Here is a 15,294-nt window from a genome sequence, read left to right as displayed (position 1 = left end):
GGCCTGGTAAGGTAAGTTTTGTCTAGGTCTTCAGGTTTGGGGATCACACACTCGGGATTGGTATAGGGTACGGCCGAGCGGGTGGTATACGGCAGGGTGAAGGTAGGAGATAAACGCATGATCGCGCTTGCGCCGGATGTGCACAACGGCCTGTCCGTCTATGGCCGCCGGGCTTCCATAAATATCATCGTTGTAGAGCACCAGCCGAAGGCGGTAGCTGTAGTTCTGCAGGTGTTGTACCTCAAACTCACCCCCTACAATATGCGTGGCCGATGCCGAAGCGCATACCAGCAACAGAAGGCCCAGGAGTAGCAAAAAAATCCTTCTTTCTCTCATAAGGGTAATATAATTGAAATTTTAGGATAAGTCCGGCAGGGGCCCTCAAAAAATTGTAAATTTGCCCCCGCATATGGCAAAACTTAAGAAAAATCAGGTACTGGAAAAGCTGGAGATAGCCGCTGTTGCTGCCGAAGGCAAATGTGTGGCCCGGCATGAGGGGCAGGTGATCTTTATAGCAGGGGTAGCCCCGGGCGATGTGGCCGATGTGCGCATTACCCGTACCCGCAGCAGCTTTGCCGAGGGCATGGCCATTCGTTTTCATAGCTATTCCTCCCTGCGCCAGCAGCCTTTCTGCCAGCATTTTCACTACTGCGGCGGCTGCAAGTGGCAGCACCTCACCTACGAGAGCCAGCTGCAGTTTAAGCGGCAGCAGGTACTGGACAATATGGAACGCATTGCCAAGGTAGCCCTGCCGGAGGTGCCTCCGGTAATTGGCTCGCAAAAGACCAGCATGTACCGCAACAAGCTGGAGTATACCTTCAGCAACCGCAAATGGCTTACGCAGGAGGAGCTGCAAAGCGGACTGGAGATCCGCAAAGATGCGCTGGGCTTCCACATGTCGGGCCGCTTTGACCGGGTGCTGGACATTGAGTACTGCCATCTGCAGCCTGATCCCAGCAATTTGATACGCAACGAGCTGCGCACCTTTGCCCACGCCCACAACCTGCCCTTTTATGACCTGGTGGTGAACGAGGGCTTTATCCGCAACCTTATTATCCGCACCAGCAGCACGGGCGAGACCATGGTGATCGTACAGTTTGCCCGCCCCCATATGGAAGAGGTTGAGAACGTGATGGCCTTTTTAAAGGAGCGCTTTCCTGAGATTACCTCCCTGCAGTACATCATCAATCAGAAATTTAACGAGACCTATTACGACCAGGAGGTGGTGCTCTATGCCGGCCGGCCCTGGATCGAAGAAGAAATGGAGGGGCTGCGCTTCCGCATCGGCCCAAAGTCCTTTTACCAGACCAATTCCGACCAGGCCTATACGCTCTATAAAGTCACCAGGGACTTTGCCGGCCTTACAGGGCAGGAGGTGGTGTACGATCTCTATACCGGCACTGGCACCATTGCCAACTTTGTGGCCCGGCAGGCGGGGCTGGTCATTGGGGTAGAATCGGTGCCCGAGGCCATCGAGGATGCCAAACTCAACTCGGAGCTCAACGGCATAGCCAACACCCGCTTTTTTGCCGGCGACATGCGCTACCTGCTAACGGAAGAGTTTATTCAGCAGCAGGGTCGCCCGGATGTGATCATCACCGACCCCCCACGGGCCGGCATGCACGAAGATGTGGTGCAGGTGCTGCTAACGGTAGCGGCCAAACGCATTGTGTACGTAAGCTGCAACCCGGCCACCCAGGCGCGTGATGTACAGTGGCTCAGCGAAAAATACGACGTAAAGGCTATTCAGCCGGTGGATATGTTCCCCCATACGCACCACATCGAGAATGTGATGCTGCTGGAGCTGCGGCAGGAAGCCTAAGCGGCTATGAGTGGCTGGAGGTGGGTTTAATAGCAGGCATGATCAACCGGGCAGTTGTCTGTGCACGTCCCGCCGGCCCTTTTGGATGGCTAGCCAGCTGCCCGCCAGCATGAGCAGGGAAACAAGGATAAAGCCCCAGTTCCAGAGCCCCTGGCTTTCGCTGATCTCCCGCACATTGTGCAGCTTCAGCAGGTGATGGTCAATAAGGCCTTCTACTACATTGAACAGACCAAAACCAAAGAAGAGCCCTCCCACAAAAATGCGGTTGGATAGCGCAGCATCGCGCCGGTAGATTAGCCGCCAGAGCAGCCCAATGCCCACCGCTGTGGTAAGCCAGGTAAAAGCATGGAAGATGCCATCCCAGAACATGTTCACTTCTTTGTTGAGCAGCGTATCGGGCGGAAGTTTTGCCGAAAGCATCTGATGCCACTGCAGGATCTGGTGCAGCACAATGCCATCCACAAAGCCCCCCATGCCCACCCCTATCAGGGTAGCTGCTACAATAAGCGGACCTGTGTGTGGTTTGATTGCCGCTCCTGCCGGGGAATTCCTCGTGTATTGGCCAGTTGCCATAGTCCGGTTATTTTAATTTGCTTAGCCGCATACAAATAAGCCCTACCACTACAAAAGGCAGCAGTATGAACAGGAACCGGCTCAGAAAGTTTTCCCTGAAAATGGCTGCCTGCAGGGGTGGATTGCAGGTGGTACAGGCCATGGCTACCGTGCCTGTGAGCATCAGCCCAACTAGTAAAAAGCAAAAGCGCAGACCCGCTGCCATAAAAGATCCCTGATTTGCTGTTTCTGCTTACTACTACTTCGGGCCTCTAATGTTTGGAAAGAGGGGGTAATTATCAGAATCTGGTACAAAGGCACTGGCTCTTGTAAAAAAAGCCTTTCCCTACTCTTCCAGTGGATGGAAAAGAGAAAAAGGCTTGGGTATGTTTTAGAGCATGCCGGCTTGCCGGCAACTAGCGGGGCTTAGCCGCCCAGCTGCTCCAGTTTTTTATCGATCCAGCGCTCGGCTTTTTCCCGGCTGTCGAAAATGCTGTACTGTACAGGGGCCAGCCGCTGCAGCACTTCGGTGGCGGCAATCTTGCGAAATAGCTCGCCCCCCATCACCAGGGCATGGTACCGCAGCCCCAGGGCTACCGTAGGCCGCAGGGCCTCCAGCAACCAGCCGTTGAACTGGATAAGGGTGCCCGACATCTGGCGCAGGTCATGAGCAAAGGCCACCACAGGGGTTGCCTGCATGAGGTCCCGCACTTTCTGGTCCATGGCCTGATGCTCGGCCGCATCGGTAGCACCGATCAGCGAGCAGAAGACCAGCTTACGCTCCGGCAGAAATTCCGCCTGGCAGGTTTTTCCTTCAAATAGTTTTTGCATGGCTACCTGATTTAGATAGGTCAATGTAGCCTTTTGTTCGCATAAATATTTTTAAAGTATTCCAAGAATATATTTGATGTACTAAATACCCGCGGATCGCTGGCTTTTCAGAAAGCTCCCGCCTCTGGAGGATGCGCGGCCCGAAAGTTGCCTCTGTTTTGGCAGAACAGGCTAATTTATGATCTTTGCAAATGCTGTAAGAAAAAGGGTAAAAGGCCGTGGTCAGCTAGCCGTATAGCAGTTTGGCAGCTACTTCTGTCAGACCCCATACCGGCAGAAGCAGATGCCTGCCTTATTCTTTAGCATAGCATTCAAGTTTGTCCGTACCCCTGGAGTATTTCCAGCGTTACCTTATCTGCATATGAACAACGATCCCGAACTGAACGGCAAGTACCTGGGCACCATTACGGCCGACTTTGCCAAGGTAGCCGATACGCTCAAGGAAGCCTCGTACCAGATCCGCAAGCAGGGTTTTTCGGAGCACCCCATTTTCCCCATCAGCAAAACGCATATTCCCATCGGACAGCTGATGCTGGACCGCCTGTCGCTGAACCTGCAGTGGAATTACTATGCTTCTTACCTGGATGAGTTTGTGCAGCGCAAGCTGGTGGATAGCGATAAAATTGAGGCTTTTACCTCCGTTTATAAAAACCCCGATGAGTTCTGCTGCCTGTTTGTGGTAGACCAGGAATTCACCAACTTCCTGTACGTACCCTATCCGGAAGATTAGCCTTAAAGCAGAAGAGCCGCTCCCGGGAGCGGCTCTTTGCGTTTATTCTTTAAAGTGGTTGAAGCCCTGGGCCTTTAGCGGCACCACGCTACCCCCTTTGGTGATCAGGTGGGCCTGTCCGGCCAGTTCGGTGGCATAGCCAATGAAGTGGATATCGGCATGCGCCTTTACCTTTTCATGATCTTCCTGCCGGATGGTGAAGAGCAGCTCATAATCCTCCCCCCCGTTCATCACACAGGTGATGGGGTCCAGGCCAAACTCCACAGCCGTATCGTAGGTCATTTTGTCAATGGGCAGGTTTTCTTCATACACCTGCAGGCCCATGCCGGACTGGCGGGCCAGGTGCAGCAGCTCGGAGGCCAGGCCATCCGATACATCGATCATGGCGGTAGGCACCACGCCCAGCTCCCGCAGCTCGTGCACCACATCCATGCGGGCTTCGGGCCGCAGCTGGCGCTGCACAATGTATTTGTAGTTGCCAATTTCGGGGCTGGCATCCGGATTAGCCAGAAATACCTGTTTTTCGCGCTCCAGCACCTGCAGGCCCATGTAGGCGGCACCCAGATCGCCGGTTACGCACACAATATCCCCCTTTTTTACCCCGCTGCGGGTAGCAATTTTATCGGCTTCGGCCTCGCCAATGGCGGTGACGGACAGCACCAGGCCGGCGGCCGAGGCGGTGGTATCGCCCCCGATCAGGTCTACCTTATAGCTGGCGCAGGCCGCCCGGATGCCCTCATACAGGGCCTCCACCGCCTCTACTGAAAAGCGGTTGCTCAAGCCAATGCTAACGGTGATCTGGGTAGGAATGGCGTTCATGGCCGCTACATCCGATACGTTTACGGCCACGGCCTTATACCCAAGGTGCTGCAGGGGCATGTAGCGCAGGTCAAAATGAATGCCTTCCAGCAGCAGGTCGGTGGTAACCACCCGCTGCAGTTCGGAGGCCGCCAGGATGGCGGCATCATCGCCAATGCCCTTTACACTGCTTTTGTGGTAGTGTTCTACCTGTTTGCTCAGCCGGTCAATCAGACCAAACTCGCCCAGTTCGCTTATTTCGGTTCGTTGCATGGTGATAGGTATGGGATATGGGATATGTGGTATGAAGAATGGGGTGACAACCGGGTGTTAAAGGCGGGCAGCTATGTGATGGAAATCATAGCGGTATAAGGATCTGCAGTATGAGAGTTAACCAGAGAAGATAGATAGTATATACCCCCTAGCCTATACCTCCTACTCCATACCCCGTACCTGACCCCTATACCTGCAGCAGCATGGCCCCGTAGGAGTAGCCGCCGCCAAAAACGGTAAGTACTACTTTCTGGCCTTTTTGCAGATCACCCTTTTTTTCCCACAGACCAATGCCGCAGCCGGCGCAACCGGTATTGCCCAGGTACTCTACATTGGAAACCGCTTTTTCGGCCGGTAACTGCAGGGTTTCGGCTACATTGTTGGTAATGCGCAGGTTGGCCTGGTGCGGAATCACATACTGCACATCGGCTACGGTAAGGCGGTTGCGCTCCAGCAGGTCCAGGGTAGCCTTGGGCATGTACTGGCAGGCGTGGATGAATACATCCCGTCCGTTGGGCATAATAATGCCGCGCTCCTGCATTTTAAGGGTAACGCTTTCGGTGGCCTTGCCCCGGGTAGCGGCCCCGCCGGTAAGCACATCCACAATGCGGATATCGCCTTCGGCCTGCGGCTCCCGGCTGATGAAGAGGGCACAGGCCCCATCGCCCCAGAGGTGGCCCGATTTGGGGTCGGTCTCAATGTTATAGGCCGTATTGTGTTCCGAGGCAACCACCAGCGCTTTGCTGGCCTTGCCCAGGGCAAAATACCCCTGCACAATCTCTACGGCATTGACCAGTGAGCTGCAGGCTGCCGAAATGGTGACTACCGGAATATCATGTACCTGTATGGCATGCTGAATGGCATGCCCCAGGGTAACAATGGTATCATGCGGGGTATAGGTGGCTCCTACAATCAGATCGATCTCGTCCAGGGGGTAGGGCAGGCGGTCCAGCGCCTCCTGCACGGCGGCAATGCCCATAGTCTGGGTGTTTTCGCCGGGGCCGGCCTTGCGGCGCTGGCGGATACCGGTACGGCTTACGATCCACTCATCGCTCAGCTCGTTCAGCTCTTCAAAGTATTGATTATCGACGATCGCCTCCGGGAGGTAAGCGCCTATGGCATTCAGGTACATGAAAAAAAGTTCTCCTTATCTGTAATAGCGTCCTCTTCCACACAAACGCAGGCACGCCTTCTCCTGTGCAAGAATTTTTGCAAAAATACAGTATTATTTTCAGATCCGGCTAGTGTACAAACAACAATCCCCTTCAAAAGCATCTGAGTCGGCTCCCCCCTCCGGAATACACAATTGCCCCAAACCCTACATGCGTACGAATGAGGGCCGGAAAAATTGGGTTACAGGCTGTTCTAACTTGTAGGTTGCAGCATGAAAAAATATTTGCTCCTGCTGCTGCTTCTTTTCGTTGTGCTGCTGGAAGGCTGTGCCCCCAAGCCCCAGTACCAGACCCGCTCAGGCAAGAAAAAGCTCAAGCACTACAACTCCATTCAGTATCAGTAGGATACTCCCTTTGGCGCTACCGCTCCCTTGAGGGAGACAGTCGGCTCTAACCAGCTAAGGCTTCCAGAGGACCGCCCTACGCGGGCCGCCCTACGCGGGGCGCCCTACGCGGGCTGTTCCTGGCACAGTTCTACCAGCACGCCTCCGGCATCTTTGGGGTGCACAAAGCACACCAGCTTGTTGTCGGCCCCGGGCTTGGGCTGCTCGTTCAGCAGGCGAAATCCTTCCTTCCGCAAACGGTCCATTTCGGCCAGGATATCGTCTACCCCATAGGCAATGTGGTGAATACCTTCTCCCCTGCTGTCAATAAACTTGGCAATGGGGCTATCGGGGCGGGTGGCCTCCAGCAACTCTATTTTGGTTTCGCCCACCTGGTAAAAGGCCGTAATGACCCCTTCGCTGGCTACCTCTTCGGTCTTATAGGCTTTCAGGCCCAGCATGCGCTCATAAAGGGGGTTGGCCTGCTGCAGGGAGCGCACCGCAATACCAATATGTTCTACCTGTTTCATATAGCAGCAAAGAACGTAAAAAGCGAACTTTTTCGGACAGTGGCGGGTTACCTTTTCGTGTAAAAGGGGCCTGCTGAAAGAGAAAAATCCTTATTTTTTGCTTTCGGCTTTGTTGCCTACCTTTGCAAACTGAGTATACTGATACCTTAGCACTACTATGATCTCCGTAACAGATAAAGCCAAAGACCGCATCATTGAGCTGCGCCAACTGGAAGGGCGCACTGCCGATCAAAACATCCGCGTATCGGTGAAGGGCGGCGGCTGCTCCGGCCTGATGTACGACCTGAACTTTGATACTGCCATCCTGCCCAGCGACGAGGTGTTTGAAGATAAGGGGGTAAAGATCCTGGTGGATAAAAAGAGCCTGCTCTACCTACTGGGCACTACCCTTGATTTTTCCGACGGTCTTAATGGCAAGGGCTTTCAGTTCATCAACCCCAACGCCAGCCGCACCTGCGGCTGTGGCGAAAGCTTCTCGGTCTAAGTCTATCCGACATATAAAATCAAAGCCTGCTCTGACCCAGCAGGCTTTTTTTGTGGCCTTTGCTTTTCACCGGCAGCTTAACGCTCACATTCCCCGACAGTGGCTCTGTACTGGCATACGTATGCTAATGGTACGGCAATCCCCTCCTCGGGAGGGGATTGCCGTACCTTTTTCAACTGTCGGTTCTATATCCTACTACCATTGGAGTATGTAAGCGTCTGGATTAGGCAAAAAAAAGCAGCCCCCCTTTCAGGGGCCGCTCTTCTATTGGGCAACAGATGCTTCTTTGGTATTAGTAGGCCCGTACCGCTTTGCCTTCCATAAAGTTCATAAAGGCGCGGTTTACCACGCGGTTACCCCCCTTGGTGGGAAAGTTGCCGGTAAAGTACCAGTCGCCGCTGTGGTTGGGGCAGGCTTTGTGCAGGTTTTCTACTGTTTGATAAATCACCTCTACCTCGGCCTTGATCTTATCGGTTTTGATCAGCTGGGCAATCTTGTCGCTGATCTGCTCATCGGTAAAGGGGGCAAACACTTCCTGCACATAGTTGGGCTGGTTCTTATTGCCTACGGCCGCAGCGCATTTTTCATACACCGCATCCAGGATATGGTTCTGGCCGGTCTCGTTCAGCAGGGCAAGGGCCGCACGGAAAGCTATAAAGTCTTTCAGGCGGCTCATGTCAATGCCGTAGCAGTCGGGATAGCGGATCTGCGGGGCCGAAGAGACAATAATGATCTTTTTGGGATTGAGGCGGTCCAGCATGGTGAGGATACTCTTTTCCAGCGTAGTGCCGCGCACTATGGAATCGTCGATCACCACCAGCGTATCCACATCCTTCTTGATCACCTCGTAGGTGGTATCGTATACGTGGGCTACCAGCTCGTCCCGGTGCTCATCATCGGTAATAAAGGTGCGCAGCTTGGCATCTTTGATTACCAGCTTTTCAATCCGGGGACGGAACGAAAGCAGCTTCAGCAGGTCTTCGTCGTTAAAAGCGCCCTTGTCCAGCAGGTATTTTTTGCGCTCGTTCACCAGGTGGGCTTCCATGCCATCGATCATGCCCAAAAAGCTTACCTCGGCCGTATTAGGGATAAAGGAAAAGACAGTATTCTTCAGGTCATAGTCTACCGCTTTCAGGATCTGGGGCACCAGCAGGCGGCCCAGGGCCTTGCGCTCCTGGTAAATATCGGGGTCGGTACCGCGGGAGAAGTAGATGCGCTCAAAGGAGCAGCTCTTTTTGGGCAGCTGCTCTATGAACTGCCGCTGCTTGTAATTTCCTTCTTTATCGATGATCAGCGCATGGCCCGGCTCAATTTCCTTAATCTCATCATAGGCCACATTAAAGGCCGTTTTGATGGCCGGCTTTTCGGAGGCAACCACCACCACTTCATCATCGGCATACCAGTAGGCCGGGCGAATGCCGGCGGGGTCGCGGGCCACAAAGGAGGCCCCGTAGCCGGTAAGGCCTACCATGGCATAGCCGCCGTCAAAATCCTTGCAGGCGCGCTGCAGCACCCGGCCCAGGTCCAGCTCCTGCTCAATGATCTCGGAGATTTCCTGGTTGGTACGGTCGTACTTGTACTTATCGAACAACAGCTGGTTTTCTTCGTCCAGAAAGTGGCCGATCTTTTCCATGACCGTTACCGTATCGGCTTTTTCCTTGGGGTGCTGTCCTATTTTGAGCAGGATATCAAAGAGCTCGTCTACATTGGTCATGTTGAAGTTACCCGCCACGGCCAGGTTGCGGCTTCGCCAGTTGTTCTGGCGCAAAAAGGGATGGCAGGCCTCGATGCTGTTATTGCCATGGGTGCCGTAGCGCAGGTGGCCCAGCCACACCTCGCCGGTAAAGGCGTGGTTTTGCTGCAGGTAGGCGGCATCGTAATAGCGCTCGCCTCCCTCCTTTTTGGCTTTTTTCATCTTCTTGGCCACTTTGCGGAAGATTTCGGCAATGGGCTGAGCATCGTTGGAGCGGTAGCGGCTGATGTAGCGATGCCCGGGGGGCACATCAATTTTGATGTTGGCGATGCCGGCACCGTCCTGCCCGCGGTTGTGCTGCTTTTCCATCAGCAGGTACAGCTTATTTACCGCATAGGTAGGCGATCCGTATTTGTCGATGTAGTACTGCAGCGGCTTGCGCAGGCGCAAAAGGGCAATGCCACACTCATGTTTGATCTGCTCGCTCATCCGTTGTTGATCCTTGTAGTATTAACGTATCGTAAATGCATTGATCCAGTTCATCACCCAATCGGCCTTAAAGAAGAAGACCAGCAGCAGCCCGCACAGCAGGCTGGCCAGCACCCTCTCCCACACCCTACCCCCTGTTGCCAGGAGCTGCATCCCCTCGGGTGCCTTCTTCATGTAAAGATAATAGGGTATCTTCAGGTAATAAAACAGGGCCACTACCGAAGTAGCTATTCCCGTCAGTAACAAATACAGCAGCATTTTAGATCCGCCGCTGCTGTAGCCTTCCCACAGCGCCGAAAACAAAAACAGCTTGGCGGTAAATCCGGCCGTAGGGGGCAGGCCTGTAAGCGCCACCATCACCACTACCACCAGCACACTGGTAAGCGGCAATCTGCTACCCAGTCCCTTGTAGTCGTTCAGCAGGTAGCCGCCTGTTTCGGCCTTCAGGATACTAACAAGGATAAAGGCCGCAAAATTCATTAGCAGATAAATAGCGCTGTAAAAGAGCAGCGCCTTGTAACCCAGCTCCCGAAACACCAGCACCCCTGCCAGCAGCAGGCCCGAGTGGGCAATGGACGAATAGGCCAGCAGCCGCCGCACATCCTGCTGCCAGACGGCCGCCAGGTTGCCAATGAGCATGCTGGCAATGGCCAGGGCGCCCAGGATCAGCTGCCAGTCGAAGCGCAGGCCGGCAAAGATGAGGCCCGACTCCATAAAATGGCTCAGGAAGCGCAGCAGCAGCGCCAGACCGGCCAGCTTGGGCGCTGTAGAGAACAGCGCCGCAATGGGCAGCGGCGCCCCCTGGTAGGCATCGGGCGCCCAGAGGTGAAAGGGCACAATGGAGATCTTGAACAGAAAACCCGCCAGCACCAGCAGGGCCGCCAGCAGCACCGGCAGCACGGGAATGTTCAGGCTCAGCAGGCCGCTTTTAAAAGCATAGGCCGTAATATCCAGCGTACCGGTAAAGCCGTAGAGCAGGCTCATGCCATAGAGCATAATGGCCGAGGCCACTGCCCCAAAGAGCAGGTATTTTAATCCTGCTTCAGCCCCCTGCCGCCCGCCCGAAAAGGCCGTAAGCAGGTAGGCGCAGATGGAGGCCGTTTCCACACTCAGGTAGATCAGCAGCAGGTTTGAGGCCATCGGCATCAGGTTGGCCGCCACCAGCAGGCCCAGCAGCAGGGCATAATACTCGGCAAAAAGGGCCTTGTGCTGCCGTACAGAAAACAGCACCGCCAGCCCGCCCGATAGCAGCACCAGCAGGCGAAAGGCCATCGCCAGATGATCGAGCTGCAGCGTACGCCCCAGCAGGTACTGAGGTTCGGCAGGCAAGCCCCCCTTCAGCAGAAGGTACAGGGCACCCCCTATGGCCAGCAGGCTAAGAGCCGCCAGCCCCTGGTGCCGCCATTGTCGGGGCAGGATCAGCGCCCCCAGAATGGCCAGTAGGGCGCCGGCCGAGAGGGCCAGCTCCGGTAAGAGCAGGGGCAGGTCCTGCAGAATCTGCTGCAGAACAGTATCGAGAGAGGCTATTTGGGGGGTGGTGGTTTCCAAGCAGCCGGTCAGATAAAGCGGGTGAGAAGAACAAGATTGCTGCGGCCCCGGCTCAGCATCTCCTGTACAAAGGTTTCTACCGCCGGGCTAAAAGAATCCAAGAGCAGGTTGGGAAACAGGCCCAGCAACAAAATGCCGGCCAGCAGCGGCAGCAGCATGCCCCATTCCCGGGGACTCAGGTCTTGCAGAGCGACCTCCCACTCGGGCCGGCGCACAAAGAATTTTCCGAAAAACATGCGCTGCAGCGTCCACAGATAATAGGCGGCGGTCAGCAACAGGCCCAGGGTAGCCACAATCACCATCCAGTAGGGCAGCAGACCATTGGCCGAGGGGCTGCGGAAGGCGCCAAAGAACACCAGCACTTCGGCAATAAAGCCTGAGAAGCCCGGCAGGCCCAGCGAGGCAAAGAACACCAGCGTAACCACCACCGTAAAGCCCGGCATGCGCTGGGCCAGGCCGCTGTAATTTTCAATAAGGCGGTCATGGGTGCGATCATACAGCACCCCGGCTATCAGAAAGAGCGCCGCCGAGATAAGGCCGTGGCTGAACATCTGGTAGAGCGCGCCACTAACCCCCTCTACCGTAAGGGCGGCCAGCCCCAGCAGTACATAGCCCATGTGCGAAACGGAGGAATAGGCAATAAGCTTCTTCAGATCCGACTGCGCCAGCGCATTAAAGGCTCCGTAGAGGATGGAAAACACCCCTATGCCCGCCACAAGGGGGGCAAAATATATACCTCCTTCCGGAATAAGGCTATAGGGCAGGCGCAGCAGGCCATAGCCCCCGATCTTCAGCAGTATGGCCGCCAGCACCACCGATATGGGCGTAGGCGCTTCTACGTGGGCATCGGGCAGCCAGGTATGCAGGGGGGCGGCGGGTAGTTTCACCAGAAAGCCGATCAGCAGGGCCAGAAAGGCCAGCAGGCGGGCCGAGTAGCCCCAGAGCTCCCCGCCTCCCCGCAGGCTTAGCATACTGCCGGGTATCAGATTATCCACATCCATCAGGTGCAGCATGTTGAAGCTGTGCACCATATCCCGGCTTTCAAGGGCGCCGCGCTGAAGGCTCAGCTGTAGCTGTTCCAGCGGCAGATCGGCCATGGCTGCCGTAGCTTCCGGATCGATGCCGGAGATATACAGGCCAATGATGGCCAGCAAAATAAAGAGCGAGCCACCAAAGGTGTAAAGGAAGAACTTGATGGAGGCATACGCACGCCGGGGACCGCCCCACATCCCGATCAGGAAGTACATGGGCAGCAGCATAAACTCAAAAAAGAGGTAGAACAGCAGCAGATCCAGCGCCACAAAACAGCCCAGCACCGTACTGCTCAGCAGCAGGTAGAGCGCAAAATACCCCTTCTGGTTCTGAGTGATGGTCCAGGAACTGATGGCTCCCAGAAACATTACCAGGGCCGCCAGCAGCACCAGGCTGGCGCTCAGCCCATCCACCCCCAGAAAATAATCGGCCGAGAGGTAGCCCAGCTCGCCTAGCGGCAGATGAAACCAGTTGTACTTCTCCACAAACTGAAATCCCGCTGCGGCAAATACCCCTGCCGGTGCCGTAATGCCTGATTGAAAGCCGATCCACACGACAAGGGCCAGCGCCAGTTGCAGCCCGGTACCGGCCAGCGCCAGCCAGCGGCCCAGCCCGGCCAGGCGGGCGGGCAGCAGCAAAAGCACAAGAGCTGCCAGCAGCGGCACAAAAATGAGCAGCGTAAGGAGATGGTGTTGAAGCGCCATGTAAAACAGGTTCCGGTACCTACCGGCGAAAACGAATAAGCAGCCAGGGCCCACCTCTCACCAGAGGCCAGACCCATGCCGACGCAAGTTATAAAAAACTGCCGTACCTCCGGCAGCTCGGGTTCACACAAACATCCAGATCAAAACCAGCAGCAGGCCTACCAGCATCACAAGCAGGTACTGCTGCACCTGCCCTCCCTGCAGCGAGCGGTTGGCCCTGCCGGCCCGGCCTGCCACCCATACCCCGCTATGCAGCACCCCATCTACCAGCGTGCGGTCCAGCCAGTGCAGCACATGGCTCAGCACCACCACCCCTATGCCCAGCAAATCCAGCAGCCGGTCTATGATCCGCCGGTCCAGCCAGTCAGAAAAACGCATCAGGCTCCCGCCAAAAGCCAGCACGGTTCGCCGGTAAATGGCATCCAGGTGCCAGTTGCTGTACGACAGCCGCATCACATGGCTCCGAAACACATACTGGTTGGTATAGAAAGCTCCCCGGTTATTGAACAGGTGGTAGATCAGGTAAGAAAGGCCCAGCCCTATTAGCACCAGCAGGGCCGATGCTACCCCCGTAAAGGCTTCAAACCATAGGGAGGCCTCCTGTATCTCATACAGCCGGTTGGCGGCTGTAAACTCTACCAGCGAGCCGGGCAGGGCCGGCTGCGGCACCTGCAGCAGCTGCATGGGCCAGGCATGCAGGAAATTGAAGGGTTCAAGCCCGTACCAGATGCCCAGCGACAGCACCGCCAGCACCGCCAGCGGCAGGCGCATGAGCATGGGCACTTCTTTGAGCGCCCGGTAGGAGGCCTGATTATAGAGGCGGTTGGCGCCAAAGAAGGTCAGGAACAGCTGCCGCCCCATGTAGATGGGGGTCATGAGTGCTGTAGCAAAGCCTGCCAGCGGAATCAGCCAGGCCAGCAGGCCCCACTGTGCCCGGGCTACCGAGGCCCAGCCCAGGCTGCCCGTCAGGATGGCATCTTTGGAGAGAAAGCCCGAGAAGATGGGCATGCCCGCCAGCGCCAGCATGCAAATAAAATAGACCAGAAAGGTAAAGCGCATCTTGTAGCGCAGCCCGCCCATGTTGCGCATGTCCTGCGCATCAAAGTGATCGCCGGTCTTGTGCGCCGCCTTGTGCAGTGCCCAAATCACCGCCCCGGCCGACAGAAACAGGCCGGCCTTAAAAAAGGCATGGGTGATCAGGTGAAACAGGGCCGCATCATAGGCGCCTACCCCCATGCCCATGACCATATAGCCCAGCTGGGAGATGGTAGAAAAGGCCAGTACTTTCTTAATATCATGCTGTGCAAAGGCCGCAAAGGCGCCCATCACCGCCGTAGTAGCGCCCAGCAGAGCGGCCAGGTCCAGCACATGGGGTGTCAGCAGTGGAAATACCCGGGCCAGCAGATACACCCCGGCGGCCACCATGGTGGCCGCATGCAGCAGAGCCGATACGGGCGTGGGGCCTTCCATAGCGTCGGGCAGCCAGATCTGCAGCGGAAACTGCGCCGATTTGCCCACCGCCCCCAGCAGCAGGCCAATGCCTGCCAGCACCAGCAGCCAGGCTGGCAGTGCCCCGCCCGCTCCGGCCCATACCGCCTGCCAGTCGCCGCTCTGGATAAAGCTGGCGGGCATCAGCTGCAGCAGGGCGGGCAGATCAAGCGTACCAAACTGGGTGTAGAGGATCAGCAGGGCAATCAGAAAGCCAATATCGCCAATGCGGTTCACCAGAAAGGCCTTTTTGGCTGCCGCTGCCGCCTGGGGGCGCTGCCACCAGAAGCCAATCAGCAGGTAGGAGGCCAGCCCTACCCCTTCCCAGAAGCAGAACATCAAAAAAAGATTATCGGCCAGCACCAGGCCCAGCATGGCAAAGACAAAAAATCCCAGAAAGGCAAAATAACGGTTAAACCCCTTTTCGTGCCACATATAGCCTACCGAGAAGATCTGTACCAGCAGGGCCACCAGATTGACCACCACCAGCAGAATAGCGGCCGGCATGTTTAGCCAGAGCCCAAGGGTAAAGGGCAGCGCTCCGCCAGGGGGGGTGAACCAGTTCCAGCGCACATGCATGCCTGTCGGATTGTCCACCTCGGCCTGCCATACAGCAAAAAAGATATAGAGGGACAGCAGCAGCCCCACGCCCTGCAGTCCAATGAGCCACAAGTGCCCCCTTTGCCGCAGCAGCAGAAGCAGCAGCCCACCCAGCAAGGGAAGCAGCAGCACCAGGCCCGCCAATAGGGTGAGGCTGGAAAAGGNGAGGCTGAAGGAGCTGGGCCGGATTCACGCGCTAAAGTTAGCCTTTTAGTTCGTTTAAGC

The 15,294-nt window shown here is 56.1% G+C and carries 14 protein-coding genes; 4 read left to right on the top strand and 10 right to left on the bottom strand.

Features of this window, described 5'->3' with window-relative positions; all coding sequences use genetic code 11:
• Positions 1 to 30: 30 nt before the first annotated feature.
• Complete coding sequence (locus ADICEAN_RS16150; RefSeq protein ID WP_009196718.1) at positions 31 to 336, bottom strand: hypothetical protein; 306 nt, start codon at positions 334 to 336, stop codon at positions 31 to 33.
• 73 nt (positions 337 to 409) lie between these two features.
• Between ADICEAN_RS16150 and rlmD the strand changes: the two genes are divergently transcribed.
• Positions 410 to 1,822 carry a 23S rRNA (uracil(1939)-C(5))-methyltransferase RlmD gene (rlmD, locus tag ADICEAN_RS16145; protein WP_009196717.1) on the top strand — a complete coding sequence of 471 codons (1,413 nt, stop codon included), beginning with the start codon at positions 410 to 412 and terminating at the stop codon, positions 1,820 to 1,822.
• 42 nt (positions 1,823 to 1,864) lie between these two features.
• Here the strand turns inward: rlmD and ADICEAN_RS16140 are convergent, their stop codons facing one another.
• Both ADICEAN_RS16140 and ADICEAN_RS16130 read right to left on the bottom strand, forming a co-directional pair.
• Positions 1,865 to 2,395, bottom strand: coding sequence for a DUF2243 domain-containing protein (locus tag ADICEAN_RS16140; RefSeq protein WP_083879758.1), 531 nt, complete (start codon positions 2,393 to 2,395; stop codon positions 1,865 to 1,867).
• 405 nt (positions 2,396 to 2,800) lie between these two features.
• Positions 2,801 to 3,205 carry a hypothetical protein gene (locus ADICEAN_RS16130; protein ID WP_009196714.1) on the bottom strand — a complete coding sequence of 135 codons (405 nt, stop codon included), beginning with the start codon at positions 3,203 to 3,205 and terminating at the stop codon, positions 2,801 to 2,803.
• A 361-nt stretch (positions 3,206 to 3,566) separates the two neighbouring features.
• Between ADICEAN_RS16130 and ADICEAN_RS16125 the strand changes: the two genes are divergently transcribed.
• On the top strand, positions 3,567 to 3,935 hold the full coding sequence (locus ADICEAN_RS16125; RefSeq protein WP_009196713.1) for a hypothetical protein: 369 nt from the start codon (positions 3,567 to 3,569) through the stop codon (positions 3,933 to 3,935).
• Positions 3,936 to 3,977: 42 nt separating this feature from the next.
• Here the strand turns inward: ADICEAN_RS16125 and thiL are convergent, their stop codons facing one another.
• Both thiL and ADICEAN_RS16115 read right to left on the bottom strand, forming a co-directional pair.
• On the bottom strand, positions 3,978 to 5,006 hold the full coding sequence (thiL, locus tag ADICEAN_RS16120) for a thiamine-phosphate kinase (protein WP_009196712.1): 1,029 nt from the start codon (positions 5,004 to 5,006) through the stop codon (positions 3,978 to 3,980).
• Positions 5,007 to 5,193: 187 nt separating this feature from the next.
• Positions 5,194 to 6,138 (bottom strand): 3-oxoacyl-ACP synthase III family protein, encoded by a 945-nt coding sequence (locus ADICEAN_RS16115; RefSeq protein WP_009196711.1) that lies wholly within the window; start codon positions 6,136 to 6,138, stop codon positions 5,194 to 5,196.
• 252 nt (positions 6,139 to 6,390) lie between these two features.
• Between ADICEAN_RS16115 and ADICEAN_RS23605 the strand changes: the two genes are divergently transcribed.
• Positions 6,391 to 6,522 (top strand): hypothetical protein, encoded by a 132-nt coding sequence (locus ADICEAN_RS23605; RefSeq protein ID WP_009196710.1) that lies wholly within the window; start codon positions 6,391 to 6,393, stop codon positions 6,520 to 6,522.
• A 104-nt stretch (positions 6,523 to 6,626) separates the two neighbouring features.
• Here ADICEAN_RS23605 and mce read toward each other — a convergent pair whose 3' ends face one another.
• A complete protein-coding gene (gene mce / locus ADICEAN_RS16110) occupies positions 6,627 to 7,031 on the bottom strand; it encodes a methylmalonyl-CoA epimerase (RefSeq protein WP_009196709.1) in 405 nt (134 codons plus the stop codon).
• A 157-nt stretch (positions 7,032 to 7,188) separates the two neighbouring features.
• On the opposite strand from mce, the gene ADICEAN_RS16105 reads away from it, so the two are divergent.
• Positions 7,189 to 7,515, top strand: coding sequence for a HesB/IscA family protein (locus tag ADICEAN_RS16105; RefSeq protein ID WP_009196708.1), 327 nt, complete (start codon positions 7,189 to 7,191; stop codon positions 7,513 to 7,515).
• 292 nt (positions 7,516 to 7,807) lie between these two features.
• Here the strand turns inward: ADICEAN_RS16105 and ADICEAN_RS16100 are convergent, their stop codons facing one another.
• From ADICEAN_RS16100 to ADICEAN_RS16085, 4 genes are all read right to left on the bottom strand, one after another.
• Positions 7,808 to 9,697 carry an amidophosphoribosyltransferase gene (locus ADICEAN_RS16100; protein WP_009196707.1) on the bottom strand — a complete coding sequence of 630 codons (1,890 nt, stop codon included), beginning with the start codon at positions 9,695 to 9,697 and terminating at the stop codon, positions 7,808 to 7,810.
• A 21-nt stretch (positions 9,698 to 9,718) separates the two neighbouring features.
• A complete protein-coding gene (locus ADICEAN_RS16095; RefSeq protein ID WP_009196706.1) occupies positions 9,719 to 11,245 on the bottom strand; it encodes an NADH-quinone oxidoreductase subunit N in 1,527 nt (508 codons plus the stop codon).
• An 8-nt stretch (positions 11,246 to 11,253) separates the two neighbouring features.
• The gene (locus ADICEAN_RS16090) at positions 11,254 to 12,981 is read right to left on the bottom strand and encodes a complex I subunit 4 family protein (RefSeq protein ID WP_009196705.1); all 1,728 of its coding nucleotides are present in this window, start codon (positions 12,979 to 12,981) and stop codon (positions 11,254 to 11,256) included.
• A 123-nt stretch (positions 12,982 to 13,104) separates the two neighbouring features.
• Positions 13,105 to 15,213, bottom strand: a complete 2,109-nt coding sequence (locus ADICEAN_RS16085) for an NADH-quinone oxidoreductase subunit 5 family protein (protein ID WP_040397638.1) — start codon at positions 15,211 to 15,213, stop codon at positions 13,105 to 13,107.
• Positions 15,214 to 15,294 lie beyond the last annotated feature (81 nt).

This window comes from Cesiribacter andamanensis AMV16, assembly GCF_000348925.1.
Classification (GTDB): domain Bacteria; phylum Bacteroidota; class Bacteroidia; order Cytophagales; family Cyclobacteriaceae; genus Cesiribacter; species Cesiribacter andamanensis.
Note: the sequence above shows the minus strand (reverse complement) of the source record. Positions and strands in the feature narration are given on the sequence as shown.

Bases quoted from the DNA above. Each gene is read 5' to 3' on its own strand.
- ADICEAN_RS16150 (WP_009196718.1), bottom strand. From the start codon at position 336: ATGAGAGAAAGAAGGATTTTTTTGCTACTCCTGGGCCTTCTGTTGCTG.
- rlmD (WP_009196717.1), top strand. From the start codon at position 410: ATGGCAAAACTTAAGAAAAATCAGGTACTGGAAAAGCTGGAGATAGCC.
- ADICEAN_RS16140 (WP_083879758.1), bottom strand. From the start codon at position 2,395: ATGGCAACTGGCCAATACACGAGGAATTCCCCGGCAGGAGCGGCAATC.
- ADICEAN_RS16130 (WP_009196714.1), bottom strand. From the start codon at position 3,205: ATGCAAAAACTATTTGAAGGAAAAACCTGCCAGGCGGAATTTCTGCCG.
- ADICEAN_RS16125 (WP_009196713.1), top strand. From the start codon at position 3,567: ATGAACAACGATCCCGAACTGAACGGCAAGTACCTGGGCACCATTACG.
- thiL (WP_009196712.1), bottom strand. From the start codon at position 5,006: ATGCAACGAACCGAAATAAGCGAACTGGGCGAGTTTGGTCTGATTGAC.
- ADICEAN_RS16115 (WP_009196711.1), bottom strand. From the start codon at position 6,138: ATGTACCTGAATGCCATAGGCGCTTACCTCCCGGAGGCGATCGTCGAT.
- ADICEAN_RS23605 (WP_009196710.1), top strand. From the start codon at position 6,391: ATGAAAAAATATTTGCTCCTGCTGCTGCTTCTTTTCGTTGTGCTGCTG.
- mce (WP_009196709.1), bottom strand. From the start codon at position 7,031: ATGAAACAGGTAGAACATATTGGTATTGCGGTGCGCTCCCTGCAGCAG.
- ADICEAN_RS16105 (WP_009196708.1), top strand. From the start codon at position 7,189: ATGATCTCCGTAACAGATAAAGCCAAAGACCGCATCATTGAGCTGCGC.
- ADICEAN_RS16100 (WP_009196707.1), bottom strand. From the start codon at position 9,697: ATGAGCGAGCAGATCAAACATGAGTGTGGCATTGCCCTTTTGCGCCTG.
- ADICEAN_RS16090 (WP_009196705.1), bottom strand. From the start codon at position 12,981: ATGGCGCTTCAACACCATCTCCTTACGCTGCTCATTTTTGTGCCGCTG.